At 59.7% G+C, this 15,389-nt stretch carries 14 protein-coding genes; 5 read left to right on the top strand and 9 right to left on the bottom strand.

Annotation, left to right across the window (positions count from 1 at the left end):
• Positions 1-281 precede the first annotated feature (281 nt).
• A complete protein-coding gene (locus D8V06_RS27500; protein WP_056856356.1) occupies positions 282-1,217 on the top strand; it encodes a chemotaxis protein CheV in 936 nt (311 codons plus the stop codon).
• A gap of 91 nt (positions 1,218-1,308) precedes the next feature.
• Positions 1,309-2,115, top strand: a complete 807-nt coding sequence (locus D8V06_RS27495; RefSeq protein WP_130932195.1) for an MOSC domain-containing protein — start codon at positions 1,309-1,311, stop codon at positions 2,113-2,115.
• A 70-nt stretch (positions 2,116-2,185) separates the two neighbouring features.
• Here the strand turns inward: D8V06_RS27495 and D8V06_RS27490 are convergent, their stop codons facing one another.
• The 8 genes from D8V06_RS27490 to D8V06_RS27455 form a co-directional block, all read right to left on the bottom strand.
• Positions 2,186-2,470 (bottom strand): pyrimidine/purine nucleoside phosphorylase, encoded by a 285-nt coding sequence (locus D8V06_RS27490; protein WP_056856354.1) that lies wholly within the window; start codon positions 2,468-2,470, stop codon positions 2,186-2,188.
• 69 nt (positions 2,471-2,539) lie between these two features.
• Complete coding sequence (locus D8V06_RS27485) at positions 2,540-3,082, bottom strand: exonuclease domain-containing protein (protein WP_056856353.1); 543 nt, start codon at positions 3,080-3,082, stop codon at positions 2,540-2,542.
• Positions 3,083-3,153: 71 nt separating this feature from the next.
• Positions 3,154-5,115: an acetyl/propionyl/methylcrotonyl-CoA carboxylase subunit alpha gene (locus D8V06_RS27480; protein WP_130932194.1), complete on the bottom strand. Its 1,962-nt coding sequence runs from the start codon at positions 5,113-5,115 to the stop codon at positions 3,154-3,156.
• Between the two features lie 157 nt (positions 5,116-5,272).
• Positions 5,273-6,070: an enoyl-CoA hydratase-related protein gene (locus D8V06_RS27475; protein ID WP_056856351.1), complete on the bottom strand. Its 798-nt coding sequence runs from the start codon at positions 6,068-6,070 to the stop codon at positions 5,273-5,275.
• Complete coding sequence (gene atuD, locus D8V06_RS27470; RefSeq protein WP_130932193.1) at positions 6,067-7,224, bottom strand: citronellyl-CoA dehydrogenase; 1,158 nt, start codon at positions 7,222-7,224, stop codon at positions 6,067-6,069. The genes D8V06_RS27475 and atuD overlap by 4 nt, the downstream gene beginning before the upstream one ends.
• 95 nt (positions 7,225-7,319) lie before the next feature.
• Positions 7,320-8,936, bottom strand: coding sequence for a geranyl-CoA carboxylase subunit beta (gene atuC / locus D8V06_RS27465; RefSeq protein WP_130932192.1), 1,617 nt, complete (start codon positions 8,934-8,936; stop codon positions 7,320-7,322).
• Between the two features lie 3 nt (positions 8,937-8,939).
• A complete protein-coding gene (locus tag D8V06_RS27460) occupies positions 8,940-9,809 on the bottom strand; it encodes an SDR family oxidoreductase (protein WP_130904075.1) in 870 nt (289 codons plus the stop codon).
• Positions 9,810-9,821: 12 nt separating this feature from the next.
• Positions 9,822-11,624 (bottom strand): acyclic terpene utilization AtuA family protein, encoded by a 1,803-nt coding sequence (locus D8V06_RS27455; protein ID WP_130904074.1) that lies wholly within the window; start codon positions 11,622-11,624, stop codon positions 9,822-9,824.
• Between the two features lie 163 nt (positions 11,625-11,787).
• On the opposite strand from D8V06_RS27455, the gene D8V06_RS27450 reads away from it, so the two are divergent.
• The 3 genes from D8V06_RS27450 (at position 11,788) to D8V06_RS27440 (ending at position 14,424) form a co-directional block, all read left to right on the top strand.
• A complete protein-coding gene (locus D8V06_RS27450) occupies positions 11,788-12,411 on the top strand; it encodes a TetR/AcrR family transcriptional regulator (RefSeq protein ID WP_130904073.1) in 624 nt (207 codons plus the stop codon).
• Between the two features lie 94 nt (positions 12,412-12,505).
• Positions 12,506-13,312 carry a transporter substrate-binding domain-containing protein gene (locus D8V06_RS27445; protein WP_177434499.1) on the top strand — a complete coding sequence of 269 codons (807 nt, stop codon included), beginning with the start codon at positions 12,506-12,508 and terminating at the stop codon, positions 13,310-13,312.
• A 101-nt stretch (positions 13,313-13,413) separates the two neighbouring features.
• Positions 13,414-14,424, top strand: a complete 1,011-nt coding sequence (locus tag D8V06_RS27440) for a GNAT family N-acetyltransferase (RefSeq protein WP_130932191.1) — start codon at positions 13,414-13,416, stop codon at positions 14,422-14,424.
• A 154-nt stretch (positions 14,425-14,578) separates the two neighbouring features.
• Here the strand turns inward: D8V06_RS27440 and D8V06_RS27435 are convergent, their stop codons facing one another.
• On the bottom strand, positions 14,579-15,127 hold the full coding sequence (locus D8V06_RS27435) for an RNA polymerase factor sigma-70 (protein WP_056856344.1): 549 nt from the start codon (positions 15,125-15,127) through the stop codon (positions 14,579-14,581).
• Positions 15,128-15,389 lie beyond the last annotated feature (262 nt).

The following is a 15,389-nucleotide window of genomic DNA, read 5'->3' as shown; positions in this document are numbered from 1 at the left end:
TTCATGCAATGAGAATGGCGTCACATTAATGGCTATTGGATATCGCGAATATCAGGTTGCACCTGATTGTTGCTAGGGGAATCCCTTACGCAACGGAACCTGACGCGTAAACTATTGTCGCGCCTGGGAAATGTAGCAGATGAAAATACAACGCCAGTAAAGCATGATGTTAATGTGACATCAATGTTTGGACGCGGCATTTTGAACAGGGTCAAGGTCCGGCAAATACAGCCGATAACCCTCTATTAGTGATTTCATCAGTACAAGCCCAGGAGTGATTGATGGCCGGCATTCTCGATACGGTAGACCAACGTACGCAACTGGTGGGTGAGAATCGCCTGGAAATTCTGATGTTCCGGCTTGCCGGGCGGCAATTGTTCGCAATTAACGTGTTCAAAGTGCAAGAAGTCCTGCAATTGCCAAAGTTGACGTTGATGCCCCAGCGGCATCCGTTTGTGTGCGGTGTGGTCAACCTGCGTGGCCAGACTCTGCCAGTGATCGACCTGTCCCAGGCGATCGGCATGCGTCCACTGGTGCCCGGCCCTGGCAGCACGATCATCGTCACTGAGTACAACCGCTCGGTGCAGGCATTCCTGGTTGGAGGTGTGGATCGCATCGTCAACATGAACTGGGAAGCGATTTTGCCGCCGCCGACCAGCGCCGGTCGCCAGCATTACCTGACTGCCATCAGTAAGGTCGACGACCAATTGGTGGAAATCATTGATGTCGAAAAGGTCCTGGCCGAAATCGTCCCTTATAACGCCAAGGTGTCCCGCGACAAGCTTGATGATCCGGTTCTGGAGCGCGCCCGTGGTCGTGAAGTACTGCTGGTGGATGACTCCAATGTGGCGCTGGCGCAACTGCGCGACACGTTGGGTCAGCTAGGGGTGAAAATGCACATCGCCAGCGACGGTTTGAAGGCGCTGAACATGCTCAAGGCCTGGGCCGATACGGGTGTGAACATGACCGACAAATTGCTGATGGTCTTTACCGATGCGGAGATGCCGGAAATGGACGGTTATCGCCTGACCACGGAAATTCGCAATGACCCGCGCTTGCGCGGTCTGTATGTTGTGCTGCACACGTCGTTGTCCGGCAGTTTCAATGATTCGATGGTCAAGAAGGTCGGCTGTGACAACTTCCTCTCCAAGTTCCAGCCGGACAAACTCGTCGACGTGGTGCGCCAGCGCCTGATGCTCGACGCCGTTCCAGCCTGACCTTCGCACATGAGGCTGGCGTTGAGTCAGCCTTTGATTCGGCGATCAAGCTCGTATAGGGTGGCGTTTTTGGTCCATCAGGGAGCTGGTCATGCTGCGTCTGAGTGCGCTTTATCGTTATCCGTTGAAATCCGGCAAGGGCGAAATCCTGCAACAGATCGGTCTCGACAAGCTTGGCCTCGACGGGGATCGACGCTGGATGCTGGTGGACGAGGCCAGCGGGCGTTTCCTGACCCAGCGAGCGGTGGCGAAAATGAGTCAGCTGTCGGCGTTGTGGAATACTGCTGGCGGCTTGACCCTCAGTGCCCCGGGCCATGCGCCGATTGATATCGCCTTGCCCGCCAGCGAAGCCGAACTGCGCGGTGTGACCATCTGGCGCGATACGCTGCGTGTGCCCGATGCCGGTGACGCCGCAGGTGCCTGGGTCAGTGAATTTATCGGTAAACCGACGCGCCTGGTGCAAGTGCCACTCGACCGTGCAAGAACCACCCAGGCCGGATATGGCAAGGATGACGATCAGGTTGCGTTCGCGGATGGCTTTCCGTTGTTGTTGATCGGGCAGGCGTCGCTGGACGATCTGTCGGAAAAAGTCGGGCGGCCTATGGAAATGCTGAGATTTCGCCCGAATCTGGTGATCGAAGGCGCTGATGCGTTTGCCGAAGATGGCTGGAAGCGTATTCGCATTGGTGAAGTCGAATTCCGTGTCGTCAAGCCGTGTTCACGTTGCATCCTGACCACCATCGACCCTCAGACCGGCGAACGCAACGCCGATCGCGAACCGTTCGCCACTTTGCAAAAATATCGGTCTGAAGCGGATGGCGCGATGTTCGGGCAAAATCTGGTCAACGACGGTAATGGCCGGCTGGAAGTCGGCATGCCGGTGACCATCCTTGAATAAAATCGTTGAATAAAAAAATGCCCGCGTCCTTGGATGCGGGCATTTTTTTTGCGCTGTGAAACCCAGGGGATCAGCCGTGGTATTCGCACAGGTAAGCGGTGTCGACGGCCACTTTCAGCTGGAACTTGCTATTGGCAGGCACGTTGAACTGGCTGCCGGCGGCGAAGGTTTCCCAGTCGTTGCTGTCTGGCAGCTTGACGGTCAGGGCGCCGGACACCACGTGCATGACTTCACGCTGGGCAGTGCCGAATTCGTATTCGCCCGGAGCCATGACGCCGATGGTCGCCGGACCGTCAGCGGTGCCAAAGGCGATCGACTTGACGGTGCCGTCGAAGTACTCGTTGACTTTAAACATGGGCGATTCCTCGAAAAGGGCTAAAAATGGCCGGCCAGTATGCACAAGGCCTTTGTTGGCGTCACCTGTCTAAAGCGGTAGAACCAGTGGTAGCAGTCGTGCGGTATTGCGAGCGTCTTCCAGCGCCCGATGCTGCTGACCGGTAAATTGCAGACCGGCCAGTTGCAAGGCGCCATTGAGGCCCAGCGGACGTTCCAGCCGTCGGGCTTTGGCAAAGCGTTGTTTGAGATTCATGTGCTGGATGCGACTCAAGACGCTGTCGAGTTGCAGGCGCTGCCATTCCTGCAGCAATTGCTTGCGATCGTAATCGCCCCAACTGGCCCAGCCTTCGAGGCGGCTGTGATGTTGGCCGAGCCAACGCTCGAACAAGGGCCAGACATCGCCCAAGGGTTGCGCGGTATCGATGTTGGCTTGGGTGATGTGCGTCAGGTCCCGGCAAAATGGCGTGAGCAACGGTCGGCGCGTTGGGCGGACAAATCGCTGGAAATGATCCAGTTCACGTCCCTTGCGATCCACCAGGGTGGCACCGATTTCGATGATTTCCATTTCTGTAACGGGCCAACCACCCTCGTCGGTGGTGGCTTCCAAATCAATGACCAGCCAATGAGGCATCGCAGGGTTCCTGGTATCCGCGTCCTGATAGCCTTTGAGCGTAGCCAAACCCGGCGGTTCCGCCTAGCGGCTTATTCGACCTCCAACAGAATCTGGCGGTTTTTCACCTGGTCGCCGACCCGAACCTGCAAGCGCTTGAGCACGCCGTCGATGCCGGATTTGAGCGGATGCTCCATTTTCATCGCCTCGAGCACGACCAAAAGCTGGCCTTTGCTGACGGCGCTGCCCTCGCTGACCAGCACGTCGACGATCGCGCCGTCCATCGGCGCCTTGAGGGTGCCTGAACTGACGTTGGCCTGGCTGCTGACCCGGGCCTGGGTTCGGTCCTCCAGCGCCAAGCTGCCGGGGCGGGTGAACAGGCACAGTTGTTTGCCCTCAAGGCGATAGGCATGGCGTTGACGGATCCCGTCGATTTCCAGCGTGGCCCAGCGTCCGTCGCTGTGAATGAGCTTTACCTCAAGACAGTGGCCGACGGCTTCAATCCGGTAGATCTCTCCCGGTCCGGCGTTCAACACCACCGACCATTGCTGATCCTCCAGGCCGAGGCGATAGTGCAGCGGCACGCTGGCGTTATTGCGCCACCCGGCCAATGAGGCACGGTGCGTCCCGGCCGAGGCCTGATAGAGCAGGGCGGCGGCGATTGCCAATTGCTCAGGGTTGGGCGCAAAGGGTTGCAGGCACGGATGATCGGCAAACGCTTGGGCGATCAATCCAGTGCTGAATTCTCCAGCGATGAATGCCGGATGTTGCAACAGGCTGGCGAGCAGGCGCTGATTGCTTTGCATGCCCAGCAGGACGCTGTCCTGCACCGCCCGCAGCAGCTTGCGCCGGGCCTCTTCGCGGGTGGCGCCGTAAGCAATGATTTTGCCCAGCATCGGGTCATAGAAGGGGCTGATGTTCTGACCCTCGATCAGACCGTGGTCGACCCGCACGCCGTCGCGCAAAGCGGGTTCCCACCCCGCAATGCGTCCGGTTTGCGGGAGGAAGCCTTGGGCGGGGTCTTCAGCATACAAACGTACTTCCATGGCGTGGCCGGTGAGTTGTACTTGCTCCTGACGCAATGGCAGCGGTTGGCCATCGGCAATGTTCAGTTGCCAGGCCACCAGATCAAGCCCGGTGATCAACTCCGTCACTGGATGTTCCACTTGCAGGCGGGTGTTCATTTCCAGAAAGTAAAACTGCCCCCGTGCATCGAGCAGGAACTCTACCGTGCCGGCGCCGACGTAATTCACGGCCCGCCCGGCCTTGAGCGCCGCTTCTCCCATGGCCTGGCGCAATACGTCAGTCATTACCGGGCAAGGGGCTTCCTCGATGACCTTCTGATGGCGACGCTGGATCGAGCAGTCCCGTTCACCGAGATAGATCAGGTTGCCATGCTGGTCGCCGAACAACTGCACCTCGACATGGCGTGGCTCGATCAACGCCTGTTCCAGAATCAGTTCACCGTTGCCAAAACCGTTCAACGCTTCAGAGCGTGCCGTGCGGATCTGCTCCAGCAAAACCCGGCTGTCATGCACAAGGCGCATGCCCCGCCCGCCACCGCCGGCGCTGGCTTTGATCATCAACGGATAACCAATGCGTTCGGCTTCGCGGCTCAGGGTCGCGTCATCCTGAGCGGCGCCTTGATAGCCTTTGATGCAGGGCACACCCGCTTCGCTCATGGCGATTTTCGACAGGCGTTTGCTGCCCATCAGTTCAATCGCTTCGGGGCTGGGACCGATGAAGGTGATGCCGGCCTCCCGGCAGGCGAGGGCGAATCCAGCGTTCTCCGAGAGGAAACCGTAGCCGGGATGGATGGCATCGCTGCCGGTGCGCCGGGCGGCGTCGATGATTGCCGGAATGTTCAAATAAGAGTGTTGCACCGGGGCCGGACCGATGTTGACGGCTTCGTCAGCCATTTCTACGTGCAGCGCATCGGCATCGGCATCGCTGAACACGGCGACGGTGCGATAACCCAGCGCCTGGGCGGTGCGTTGGATGCGGCAGGCGATTTCACCGCGGTTGGCGATGAGGATTTTGCTGAATCCGGGCATGGGATAGCTCTCTTGAGTTTGCAGTGCTTGTTCGGGCCTCATCGCTGGCAAGCCAGCTCTCACAGGTTGTGTGTGCGACACAGATTCCTGTGGCAGCTTTCACAGGTTGTGTGTGCGACACAGGTCCCTGTGGGAGCTGGCTTGCCAGCGATGCTTTTCAGGAGGCCCACCCCGGTTTGCGTTTTTGCACAAAGGCCATGGTTCCCTCGACACCCTCGGCCCCGGTCACCGCTTCGCTGAACCACTCGGCGGCTTGGTCGAGCAGCGCGTCCGAAGGTTGTCCGGCACTGGCCAGCAACAGTTTTTTGGTTGCAGCATTGGCTTGCGGTGCGCAGCAAAGTACATGCGCCAGCACCTCATCGAGACGCTCGGCCAAGGCTTGCGGATCGTGCTCGACAAAGTGCACCAGGCCCATCCGCCGCGCTTGGGTGCCATCGAAGCGCGCCGCCGTCAGTGCCAGGCGCCGGGCCTGGGTCAGGCCGATGCGCTGGACCACGAACGGTGCGATTTGCGCCGGCAGCAGGCCAAGGCTGGTTTCTGGCAGGCCAAATTGCGCTGAATGCTCGGTAATGGCGATGTCGCTGACACAGGCCAGACCAAAACCACCGCCAAGCACAGCGCCTTGCAATACGCAAATGACCACTTGCGGTGCGTGTTGCACTTCTTGCAGCAGCGCACCGAACACCCGGTTCAAATCGCGGTGCGCGCTGCTACCCTGGGTACGGGCGTTGGCCATGTCCTTGATGTCGCCACCGGCACAGAAGTGGCCGCCGGCACCGCCGATGACCAATGCACGAACGGTGCGGTCATCATGAATCGCCGCCAGCACCGCGCGCAGTTCGGCAACCATCTGCAAGCTCATGGCATTGCGGCTTTGCGGGCGGTTGAGGGTGACGTGCAGCACGCCGTTGTGCAGTTCCAGCAGCAGCGTCTGGCAATCGGGCAGGGTGCTCATTTCTTTTTCCCCGGCAGGATGCCCATGAGTTTGCAGATGATGCCCAGCATGATTTCGTCGGCACCGCCGCCAATCGACACCAGGCGCACATCGCGATAGGCGCGGGCCACCGGGTTGTCCCACATGAAACCCATGCCGCCCCAGTATTGCAGGCAACTGTCGCTGACCTCGCGGCCCAGCCGACCGGCCTTGAGTTTGGCCATCGACGCCAGACGCGTGACGTCCTGGCCTTTGATGTACTGTTCGGTGGCCTGATAGACCAACGCACGCAGGCATTCGATTTCGGTTTGCAGTTCAGCCAGGCGGAAGTGAATGACCTGGTTGTCGATCAACGCATTGCCGAAAGTCTTGCGCTCCTTGCAGTACTCGATGGTGCTGTCGACGCAGTACTCCAGGCCTTTGATCATGTTGGCCGCGCCGAACAGGCGTTCCTCCTGGAACTGCAGCATCTGCATCATGAACCCCGCGCCTTCATGGCCGATGCGGTTGCGCTGCGGCACGCGCACGTTGTCGAAAAACACCTGGGCGGTTTCCGAACTGCGCATGCCGAGCTTGTCCAGATGTGAACCGAGGCTGATGCCCGGGGTGTTCATCGGCACCATGATCAGCGACTTGTTGATGTGCGGTTTGTCGTCCGAAGTGTTGGCCAACAAACAGATGAAATCGGCGCTTGGCGAGTTGGTGATCCACATCTTGCTGCCGTTGATCACGTAGTCGTCGCCGTCCTTGCGCGCGGTGGTTTTCAACCCGGCCACATCGGAACCGGCACCGACTTCGGAGACGCCAATGCAACCGACCTGCTCGCCGCTGATGGCCGGGCGCAGGAACTGGTCTCGCAGTTCATCGGAGCCGAAGCGGGCGAGGGCCGGGGTGCACATGTCGGTCTGCACGCCGATGGACATCGGAATGCCGCCGCAATGAATGGTGCCGAACTCTTCGGCAGCGACAATCGAATAGCTGTAGTCCAGGCCCATGCCGCCGAATTTTTCCGGTTTGGAAATGCCCAGCAAACCGAGGTCGCCCGCCTTGCGAAATATCTCATGGATCGGAAAACGCCCGGCTTTTTCCCATTCCTCGACATGGGGGTTGATCTCGTGTTCGACGAATTGGCGAACGGTGCGGCGCAGTGCTTCGTGTTCCTGGGTGAAGATCATTTTTATTGTTCTCCTCTGATCCATGATCGTTTCCACGTCGAGGCGTCGAACCGTCTGCGTGGTAACGCCTCTATGGACGCTCTGCGTCCGATCAATCACAAACGGGCTACACCAAAACTGTTGGCTTGCAGCGGCCGCACCCGGGCCTCCTGACAGATATCCAGCAAGTAACCGAGCAGGGTCCGGGTATCGCGCGGGTCGATCAAACCGTCGTCCCACAGGTTGGCACTGCCGTAGAGCGCCGTGGCCTGGCTGTCGAGTTTCTGCGCCGTGACCTGCTCGAGCATGTCGAGCATTTTCGGATCAGGTACCAGCCCGTCCTTGGCCTGTTTGGCCTCGGTGACGATGCGCAGCACTTTGCCCGCCTGCGCGCCGCCCATCACCGCGGTACGGCTGTTGGGCCAGGCGAAGATGAAGCGCGGGTCCAGGCCGCGCCCGCACATCGCATAGTTGCCGGCGCCGTAGGAACCGCCGACCACGATGGTCAGCTTGGGCACACGGGCATTGGCCACTGCCTGAATCATCTTGGCGCCATGCTTGATCACACCTTGCTGCTCCGATTCGGTGCCGACCATGAACCCGGTGGTGTTATGAAAGAACAGCAAGGGGGTCTGGCTCTGGTCGCAGAGCTGGATGAACTGCGCCGCCTTGCTTGCACCCTTGGGTGTGATCGGGCCGTTGTTACCAATGAAACCGCAGGCGCGGCCCTGGATTTTCAGCTGTCCGCAGACGGTCTGCTGATCGTATTCGGCCTTGAACTCGAGGAAGTTCGAGCCGTCGGCGATGCGGGCGATGATCTCGCGCACGTCGTAAGGTTTCTTCGGGTCATCCGGGATCAGTCCCAGCAGTTCGTCGATCGGGTAGAGCGGCTCTTCCCAGCGGAGTTCGGGTGACCATTGCAGTTGTTCGTTCCACGGCAGCATGGCGACAATTTCGCGCACCTGACGCACGCCATCGGCATCGTTTTCTGCCAGGTATTCTGCGGTGCCGGCCGTTTGTGCATGCATCTCGGCGCCACCCAGCTCTTCGTCTGTGGCGATTTCCCCGGTCGCCGCTTTCAGCAGCGGAGGCCCGGCAAGGAACAGTTTGGCCTTGCCGCGCACCACCACCACGTAGTCCGACAATCCAGGCTGATAAGCGCCGCCCGCCGTGGCAGAGCCATGCACCACGGTGATCTGCGGCAGGCCCATGGCCGACATCCGCGCCTGGTTGGCGAAGCTGCGCGCACCTTCGACGAAAATCTCTGCCGCGTAGTTGAGATTGGCGCCGCCGCTTTCGGCCAGGGTGATCACCGGCAGTTTGTTTTCCATGGCGATCTGTTGCAGGCGCAGGGATTTTTTCAAGCCGCTGGGGGAAATGGTCCCGCCCTTGATGGCGCTGTTGTTCGCCACCACCAGCACCCGCACACCGGACACATAACCAATGCCGGCGATCAAGCCGCCGCCGGCCGAACTGCCGTCCTTGTCATCGTGCAGTTTATAGCCGGCCAGGCTTGCCAGTTCGAGGAACGGCGCACCGGGGTCGAGGAGCAGATTGAGGCGTTCTCGGGGTAACAGTTGACCGCGCTTGTCGAATTTGGCTTTGGCTTCGGCCGCCTTGTCCAGCAGGTTCTGTTCGAGGGTTTGGACCTGTTCGACCGCGCTGAGCATCGCCGCACGGTTTTGCGCGAACTGTTCGCTGTCGGGATCGAGTTGCGACTGGATCACCGGCATGGGTTATCCCTTGTCCTTGAGGACGTCGGGAAGGTAGGCGCGGTGGAAGCCGTTATAGGATTCGCTGTTCGTCGCCTTGTGAATCGGCCATGCCCGTCCGCCAAGGCTGGCGGCACCGTCGATGCGTAAGGTGCTGCCGCTGATGAAGGCTGCGGCAGGGCTGAGCAGGAAAACAATCGCCGCGCTGACTTCCGATTCAGTGCCGATACGCTTGAGCGGCACGTGTTCGCGCAAAGTCGGGATCACTGCCTTGAACGCACCTTCGTAGGTGTCCATGCCACTGGAAGCAATCCAGCCTGGCGCCACGGCATTGACCCGCACCCCGGCGTATCCCCACTCGAATGCGGCTGTCTTGGTCAGGTTGTCCATACCCGACCGCGCCGCCCCCGAATGCCCCATGCCCGGCATGCCGCCCCACATGTCAGCGAGCATGTTGACGATCGCCCCGCCGTGTTTGCTCATGGATTGGTTGAACACTTCACGGGCCATCAGGAAACCGCCCACCAGATTGGTGCGCATCACCGTCTCGAAACCTTTCTGATTGATCGAGGCCAGTGGCGACGGGTACTGCCCTCCGGCATTGTTGACCAGGCCGTGAATCGGCCCGTGTTTACGGATCAGTTCGCTGACCAGATGCGTCACTGCTTCTTCTTCGCGAATGTCGCAGGTGCTCCAGTCGGCCTTGCCGCCGTCGTCGCTAATCTCGCTGGCGACCGCTTTGAGTTTGTCCGCCTTGCGCCCCACCAGCAGCACATGCGCGCCGAGGGCCGCCAGTTCGTGGGCGGTGCAGCGACCAATGCCACTGCCGCCGCCGGTGACGATGATGTTTTGGCCGGCAAACAGATCGGCTTTGAAAATCGAATCGTAGGCCATGGCGGTTGTCCTCTAGTTGACCTGGTCGGCGATGCGCTGCGGCACCGGAATCTGGATCTCCAGCAGTTGCTGGGCGAAGGCCTTGCCTTGCGGATCGATGCGCAGGCTGGCGACGCCACCGCCACCGAGGGCGTTTTCCAGCAGGAAGTTCAGGCTGTGAGTGGCCGGCAAATACCAGCGCTCGACGCGACCCAGTACCGGGTCGAGAACATGGCTCATCCAGTCGACAATGACCTCCGGCGTCAGCGCCTCGGCGATCCACGGCAGGTACTCGGGATCGCGGGCCATGACGCCGATGTTGCTGTGATTACCCTTGTCGCCGGAGCGCGCCACCGCGAGTTTGACCAGCGCCACGCTGGCGTCGGCCAGACCAGTGGGTTTCGGTGGGTCGAGCACTGTGGGCAGTTCGGCGCTGTCGAGCGCATCGAGGGCGGGCAGGACACACGGGTGGCGCTGGCCCATGAAATCAATTTCCAGTGTGCAGACGCTTTTGTCGATCAGGAACGAGAACAGTCGGATCAGCGGATAGACCGTGGGCCGGCCGCCGACGATGCCGGTCAGCCCGGGCGCCATGCCGGTGGCGGCCTGGGCGATTTCCCTGGAGAACACGATCAACGCCTGTTTGTCCGGATGGCGCACCGCGAGTTTGATCACCACTTCGCGGCTGTCTGAGCGCTGGCCATGGGGACCGTAGGTCGCCTCGCTGCCGAGCAGTTCGACGTTCACCTCACTGAAGGGACGCCAGCCGCGTTGAGTGAATATTTCCGAGGTCTTGTTGATGATGGCTTCACTGACGCGCCGGGCCTTGTCCACCGCATCGATACCTGCGATCAGGCAACTGGCGGTACATCGGAAACCATCCGGATACGTGGCGCTGACCTTGTACTGATCGGTAGGCGGCAAGCCTTTCGCACCGTGCACCTGCACGGCGTTCTTGCCCTGCTGGTGCAATTTGACCTGAGTGAAGTCGCAGACCACATCCGGCAGCAGATACGCGCGCGGATCGCCGATTTCATAGAGCATCTGCTCGCCCACTGTCAGCGGCGTGACCAGACCACCGGAACCTTCGGGTTTGCTGACGACAAACTGGCCGTCGGCGCTGACTTCGACGATGGGGAAACCGATGTGCTCGTAATCGGGCACATCGCGCCAGTCGGTGAAGTTGCCGCCCGTGCACTGGGCGCCGCATTCGATGATGTGCCCGGCCAGTGCGGCCTGGGCCAGCTTGTCGTAATCGTGCCACGACCAGCCGAACTCATGCACCAGCGCGGCACTGACCACCGCGCTGTCGACCACGCGCCCGGTGATCACGATGTCCGCTCCCAGGCGCAGGGCTTCGACGATGCCCGGTGCGCCGAGGTAGGCGTTGGTCGACACGCACATCGGTGGCAATGGCGCTCCGCTGAACATTTCATGGATGCCCAGGGTGTTCAATCGTTTGAGTTGCGGTTGCAGGTCATCGCCCAGCAGCACGGCGATCTTCAATGAAACGCCGGCCTTGTCGCAGGCTGCTTGCAGGGCGGCGGCACAGGCTTGCGGGTTGATCCCGCCGGCATTGCTGATGACCCGAATATTTTGCTCGGCAAGTTGTGGGAGCAGGGGGCTGAGGACCTCGATGAAATCGCCCGCGTAACCGCTCAAGGGGTCTTTCATGCGCGCGCCGGCCATGATCGACAGGGTGATCTCGGCCAGGTAGTCGAAAACCAGATAGTCCAGACGTCCGCCATTCACCAGTTGCGCGGCCGCGGTCGAGGTATCGCCCCAGAATGCGCTGGCGCAGCCAATGCGAATCGTTTTTGGCGCAGTCAATTCCATAACCACCTCCAACAGAGTGCATCGAGACTACCAAGCAAGCGCTTGGTTTGTAAATCACGAAAAATATCTTCTGCCCGAGCGCTTGCTTGGTTCGGGCCGTCAGCTTAAATTGCCCGCGCAACCCCGCTGTTTTAGCGGTGATCACGACTGTAGGAGAGATCGGGTGGATGAGCAAAGAGCCCTTGGAGTCATGCGCGAATTGGTCGACAACGGCCAGTTGACCGATCCGGACAGTGCCCGTGGCAAGTTGCTGCAAGTGGCGGCTCACCTGTTTCGCAATAAAGGTTACGAGCGCACCACCGTGCGCGATCTGGCCGGTGCGGTAGGCATTCAGTCGGGCAGCATTTTTCATCACTTCAAAAGCAAGGATGACATCCTGCGCGCGGTGATGGAGGAGACCATTCGTTACAACACCGCGTTGATGCGTGCCGCCATTGCCGAGGCCGGCAATGTGCGCGAGCGCGTTCTGGCGCTGATCCGTTGTGAATTGCAGTCGATCATGGGCGGCAGTGGCGAGGCCATGGCGGTATTGGTCTATGAATGGCGGTCGCTGTCTGAGGAGGGGCAGGCCAAGGTGTTGGCATTGCGCGACATCTATGAAGACATCTGGTTGCAGGTATTGGGTGAAGCCAAAAGCGCCGGTTTTATCCGGGGTGATGTGTTCATCACACGACGTTTTCTGACCGGGGCGCTGTCCTGGACAACCACCTGGTTTCGCGCCGGTGGCAGCATGAGCCTGGATCAACTGGCCGACGAAGCACTGATTCTGGTACTTGAGGAAAAATGATTTGCTTTGTAGGTTGGCGGGAAACTGGCTAACTGGGCGAAACCGCCTAGCTTGAATGCATTGATGCAGTACTTTTGGGGAGTGGCTTGTCTTGATGTCTTCGCCAATTCGGACAGCTTCGCGGCTTTTGCTGACGGTGCTTGTGGCGTTATGGATGCTGCCGTCCCAGGCCGCGCAATTGGTGCGAATCGGTGCCGCGCATTTTCCTCCGTACACCGTGCGCCCCGAGTCCGGCGCCGATACCGGCTTGCTGCCGCAACTGGTCGAGGCCTTGAACGCCCTGCAGAGTGACTATCAGTTCGTCCTGGTTCCCACTTCCATTCCTCGGCGCTTTGGTGACTTCAAGCAAGGGCGGATCGACATGGCGATCTTCGAAAACCCCGCCTGGGGCTGGAAAGACATTCCCCATACCGATGTCGACATGGGCCTGGAAGACGCGGAGATTTTCGTCGCACAACGTCAGCCCGAGGGGCGTGCGATTCGCCAGCAAGACTATTTTGCAGACCTGACCGGCAAGCGCCTGGCACTGTTCAGTGGTTACCACTACGAATTCGCCAACTTTATTGCCGAGCCCCAGTATCTCGCCAAAAACCATAACGCCACGTTGACCTACTCCCATGACAGCAACCTGTTGATGGTCTTGCGCGGGCGGGCCGACATCGCGCTGGTCACACGTTCCTATCTCAACGACTATTTTTTGCGCAATCTGAATGTGGCCAATGAGTTGCTGGTGTCCGATCGCATCGATCAGATCTATCACCATTACGCCATCCTGCGCCCGGCAGCGCCCATCAGTGGCGAAGCGTTCGGCAGGTTGCTGCAAGGGCTGCGGGACAATGGCCAGATGCTGAAGATTTTCGATCCGTACAAGATTGCGGTGGTGCCCGTTTCCGGTAACTGAGCGCGTTGCTTGAGATCAACCCTTGAGCGACTTCTCTTAAATTTCCCGCCGCGGCTGACGTCACATGGTTGAACTGTCGACCATTAGCGTGAGCCCGACCCATGTCCATTCAGAATGACCTGACCGCCCTGGTTTTACCTTCGGGCAGTCGACTTGTAGCCGATGAAACCGAAAACCGCCTGAGCCTCAGCCTTGACGGCCAACCGCTGGTCCAGCTGCGCCTGACTCGCGATCCTGAGCTGCAGCTGCAGCGGGAGGAAGGCTGCGGCCAACCGAATGTAGCGGCTCTGTGGGCGGCCTGTTATTGGCTGTTCGCCCGGGATCCGGCCTGCCAGCGCCTGACCTGGCATCTCGATGAAGCCCCGGCCGAGGCACTGCTCAGTGGTTTGCTGGTCAACACGGACACGGCCAATCAATACCGTTGTGAGCGCACGCTGTTCTGGCAGTTGCCACAGCCGTGGCGGGTGCAATTGACCAACAGCTATCCCCAGCAAATGGTCATCAGTGGCGGCAAGCGTCACCCTTTGCGGCCGGGCAAGCCACGAGGCGAGGTTTACCGACGATTCGATGTGCGCCTGGGCCTGTGGATTTCCCTGCGCACCGTGGACATCGATGTCGATCTGGCGCGTTTCAATCGGTGGCAGAACAGCGCGCGAGTGGCGAGTTTCTGGCAGGAGGAGGGCAGCCTCGAACAGCATCGCGAGTACCTGAGCAAACTCCAGGCCGACCCCCACACCCTGACGCTGATCGGTTGTTTCGACGATCAACCGTTTGCCTATTACGAAGCCTATTGGGCCAAGGAAGATCGCATCGCACCGTTCTACGATGCCAACGATTATGACCGTGGCATCCACATGCTGGTGGGCGAGGAGAATCACCGTGGCCCGCACAAGGTGGCGAGCTGGTTATCGGCGTTGGTGCATTACCTGTTTCTTGATGATCCGCGTACGCAGCGAGTGGTCGCCGAGCCCCGGGCCGACAACGCCAGGATGATCGGCTACATGCAGGATCAGCGGTTTTACCGCGAGAAAGAGTTCGACTTCCCGCACAAGCGTGCCGCGTTGATGGTGTTGGGGCGTGAGCGGTTTTTCGAGCGGTGTGGGTTGGTGTGAAGGGGAGGGCTCAAGGCTTGTTCTGATCTTGAGTCCGTCATCGCTAGCAGGCTAGCTCCCACAATGGAACTTTGGTGTACATGGTTTTCGTGAACACCAGAGATCAATGTAGGAGCTAGCTTGCTAGCGATTGGGGTGACGCAAATTTCAGATCTTAACGACGAGCAAAGGTATCCGCCCGACTGCCCGAGACCTTGCGGCAGTGCACCAGTGCATCGCGAATCATGAAGTTCACCAGGGTTGGCGAGACGCCGAGTTCCTTGGCGATGTCTTTCTGTGGCACGCCGTGCAAGCGATACATCTCGAAAGCGTAGCGGGTGCGGCTCGGCAGCTCTGTCAGTGCGTCGGCGATGTTTTCCAGGGTCGAGAAATTGATGTGCGACGTTTCCGGCGAAGCTCCCTGGATCACCACGTTCAGACCTTCCTCTTCAGGCCCGGAATACTTTTGCTCCAGCGCCTGTTTACGGTAGTGATCAATCGCCAGGTTGCGCACGATCTGGAACAGATAGCTGAGCTGGGCCTTGAACGACGACGTGATCTGCGGTGCGGATTGCAGCCGGAAAAACGCGTCCTGCACCACGTCTTCAGCGCGTGATCGGCAGCCGGTGATGCGGGCTGCAATCTTGACCAGAATCAGTCGATTGTCGACGAATGCCTGAAGTAGCGGCGAGTCGCACCTGCTTGTGGAGACTTGTTCCGTCATGGAAATCACCCTGCTGCCAAAAGGTTAGTGGGACGGCAAGAAGTCCGTGGCCGCCCTACACATCGAGCGACAAATTATGTTGAATGATAATGATTGTCAATTGAGAAAGAGAACTAATGCTCCTCAAAGGTGCAGAGTGCGAACTGCGACACGCTGACGCACGCTTGCCGCCTCCCGGCCTGGTTGGCGCTAACGCCTGCCGACTAATTATTTCCAGATGTCATCCGTCCTCATTGGTGAATGGCTCCGGGCAGTTGCCCTG

The sequence above is a fragment of the Pseudomonas sp. Sample_24 genome, from assembly GCF_004307605.1.
In the GTDB taxonomy this organism is placed as follows: Bacteria; Pseudomonadota; Gammaproteobacteria; order Pseudomonadales; family Pseudomonadaceae; genus Aquipseudomonas.
Note: the sequence above shows the minus strand (reverse complement) of the source record. Positions and strands in the feature narration are given on the sequence as shown.

Coding starts and splice junctions, on each gene's coding strand:
- D8V06_RS27500 (WP_056856356.1), top strand. CDS start 282: ATGGCCGGCATTCTCGATACGGTAGACCAACGTACGCAACTGGTGGGT.
- atuD (WP_130932193.1), bottom strand. CDS start 7,224: ATGATCTTCACCCAGGAACACGAAGCACTGCGCCGCACCGTTCGCCAA.
- D8V06_RS27435 (WP_056856344.1), bottom strand. CDS start 15,127: ATGACGGAACAAGTCTCCACAAGCAGGTGCGACTCGCCGCTACTTCAG.
- D8V06_RS27455 (WP_130904074.1), bottom strand. CDS start 11,624: ATGGAATTGACTGCGCCAAAAACGATTCGCATTGGCTGCGCCAGCGCA.
- D8V06_RS27475 (WP_056856351.1), bottom strand. CDS start 6,070: ATGAGCACCCTGCCCGATTGCCAGACGCTGCTGCTGGAACTGCACAAC.
- D8V06_RS27445 (WP_177434499.1), top strand. CDS start 12,506: ATGTCTTCGCCAATTCGGACAGCTTCGCGGCTTTTGCTGACGGTGCTT.
- D8V06_RS27460 (WP_130904075.1), bottom strand. CDS start 9,809: ATGGCCTACGATTCGATTTTCAAAGCCGATCTGTTTGCCGGCCAAAAC.
- D8V06_RS27495 (WP_130932195.1), top strand. CDS start 1,309: ATGCTGCGTCTGAGTGCGCTTTATCGTTATCCGTTGAAATCCGGCAAG.
- D8V06_RS27440 (WP_130932191.1), top strand. CDS start 13,414: ATGTCCATTCAGAATGACCTGACCGCCCTGGTTTTACCTTCGGGCAGT.
- atuC (WP_130932192.1), bottom strand. CDS start 8,936: ATGCCGGTGATCCAGTCGCAACTCGATCCCGACAGCGAACAGTTCGCG.
- D8V06_RS27485 (WP_056856353.1), bottom strand. CDS start 3,082: ATGCCTCATTGGCTGGTCATTGATTTGGAAGCCACCACCGACGAGGGT.
- D8V06_RS27490 (WP_056856354.1), bottom strand. CDS start 2,470: ATGTTTAAAGTCAACGAGTACTTCGACGGCACCGTCAAGTCGATCGCC.
- D8V06_RS27480 (WP_130932194.1), bottom strand. CDS start 5,115: ATGCCCGGATTCAGCAAAATCCTCATCGCCAACCGCGGTGAAATCGCC.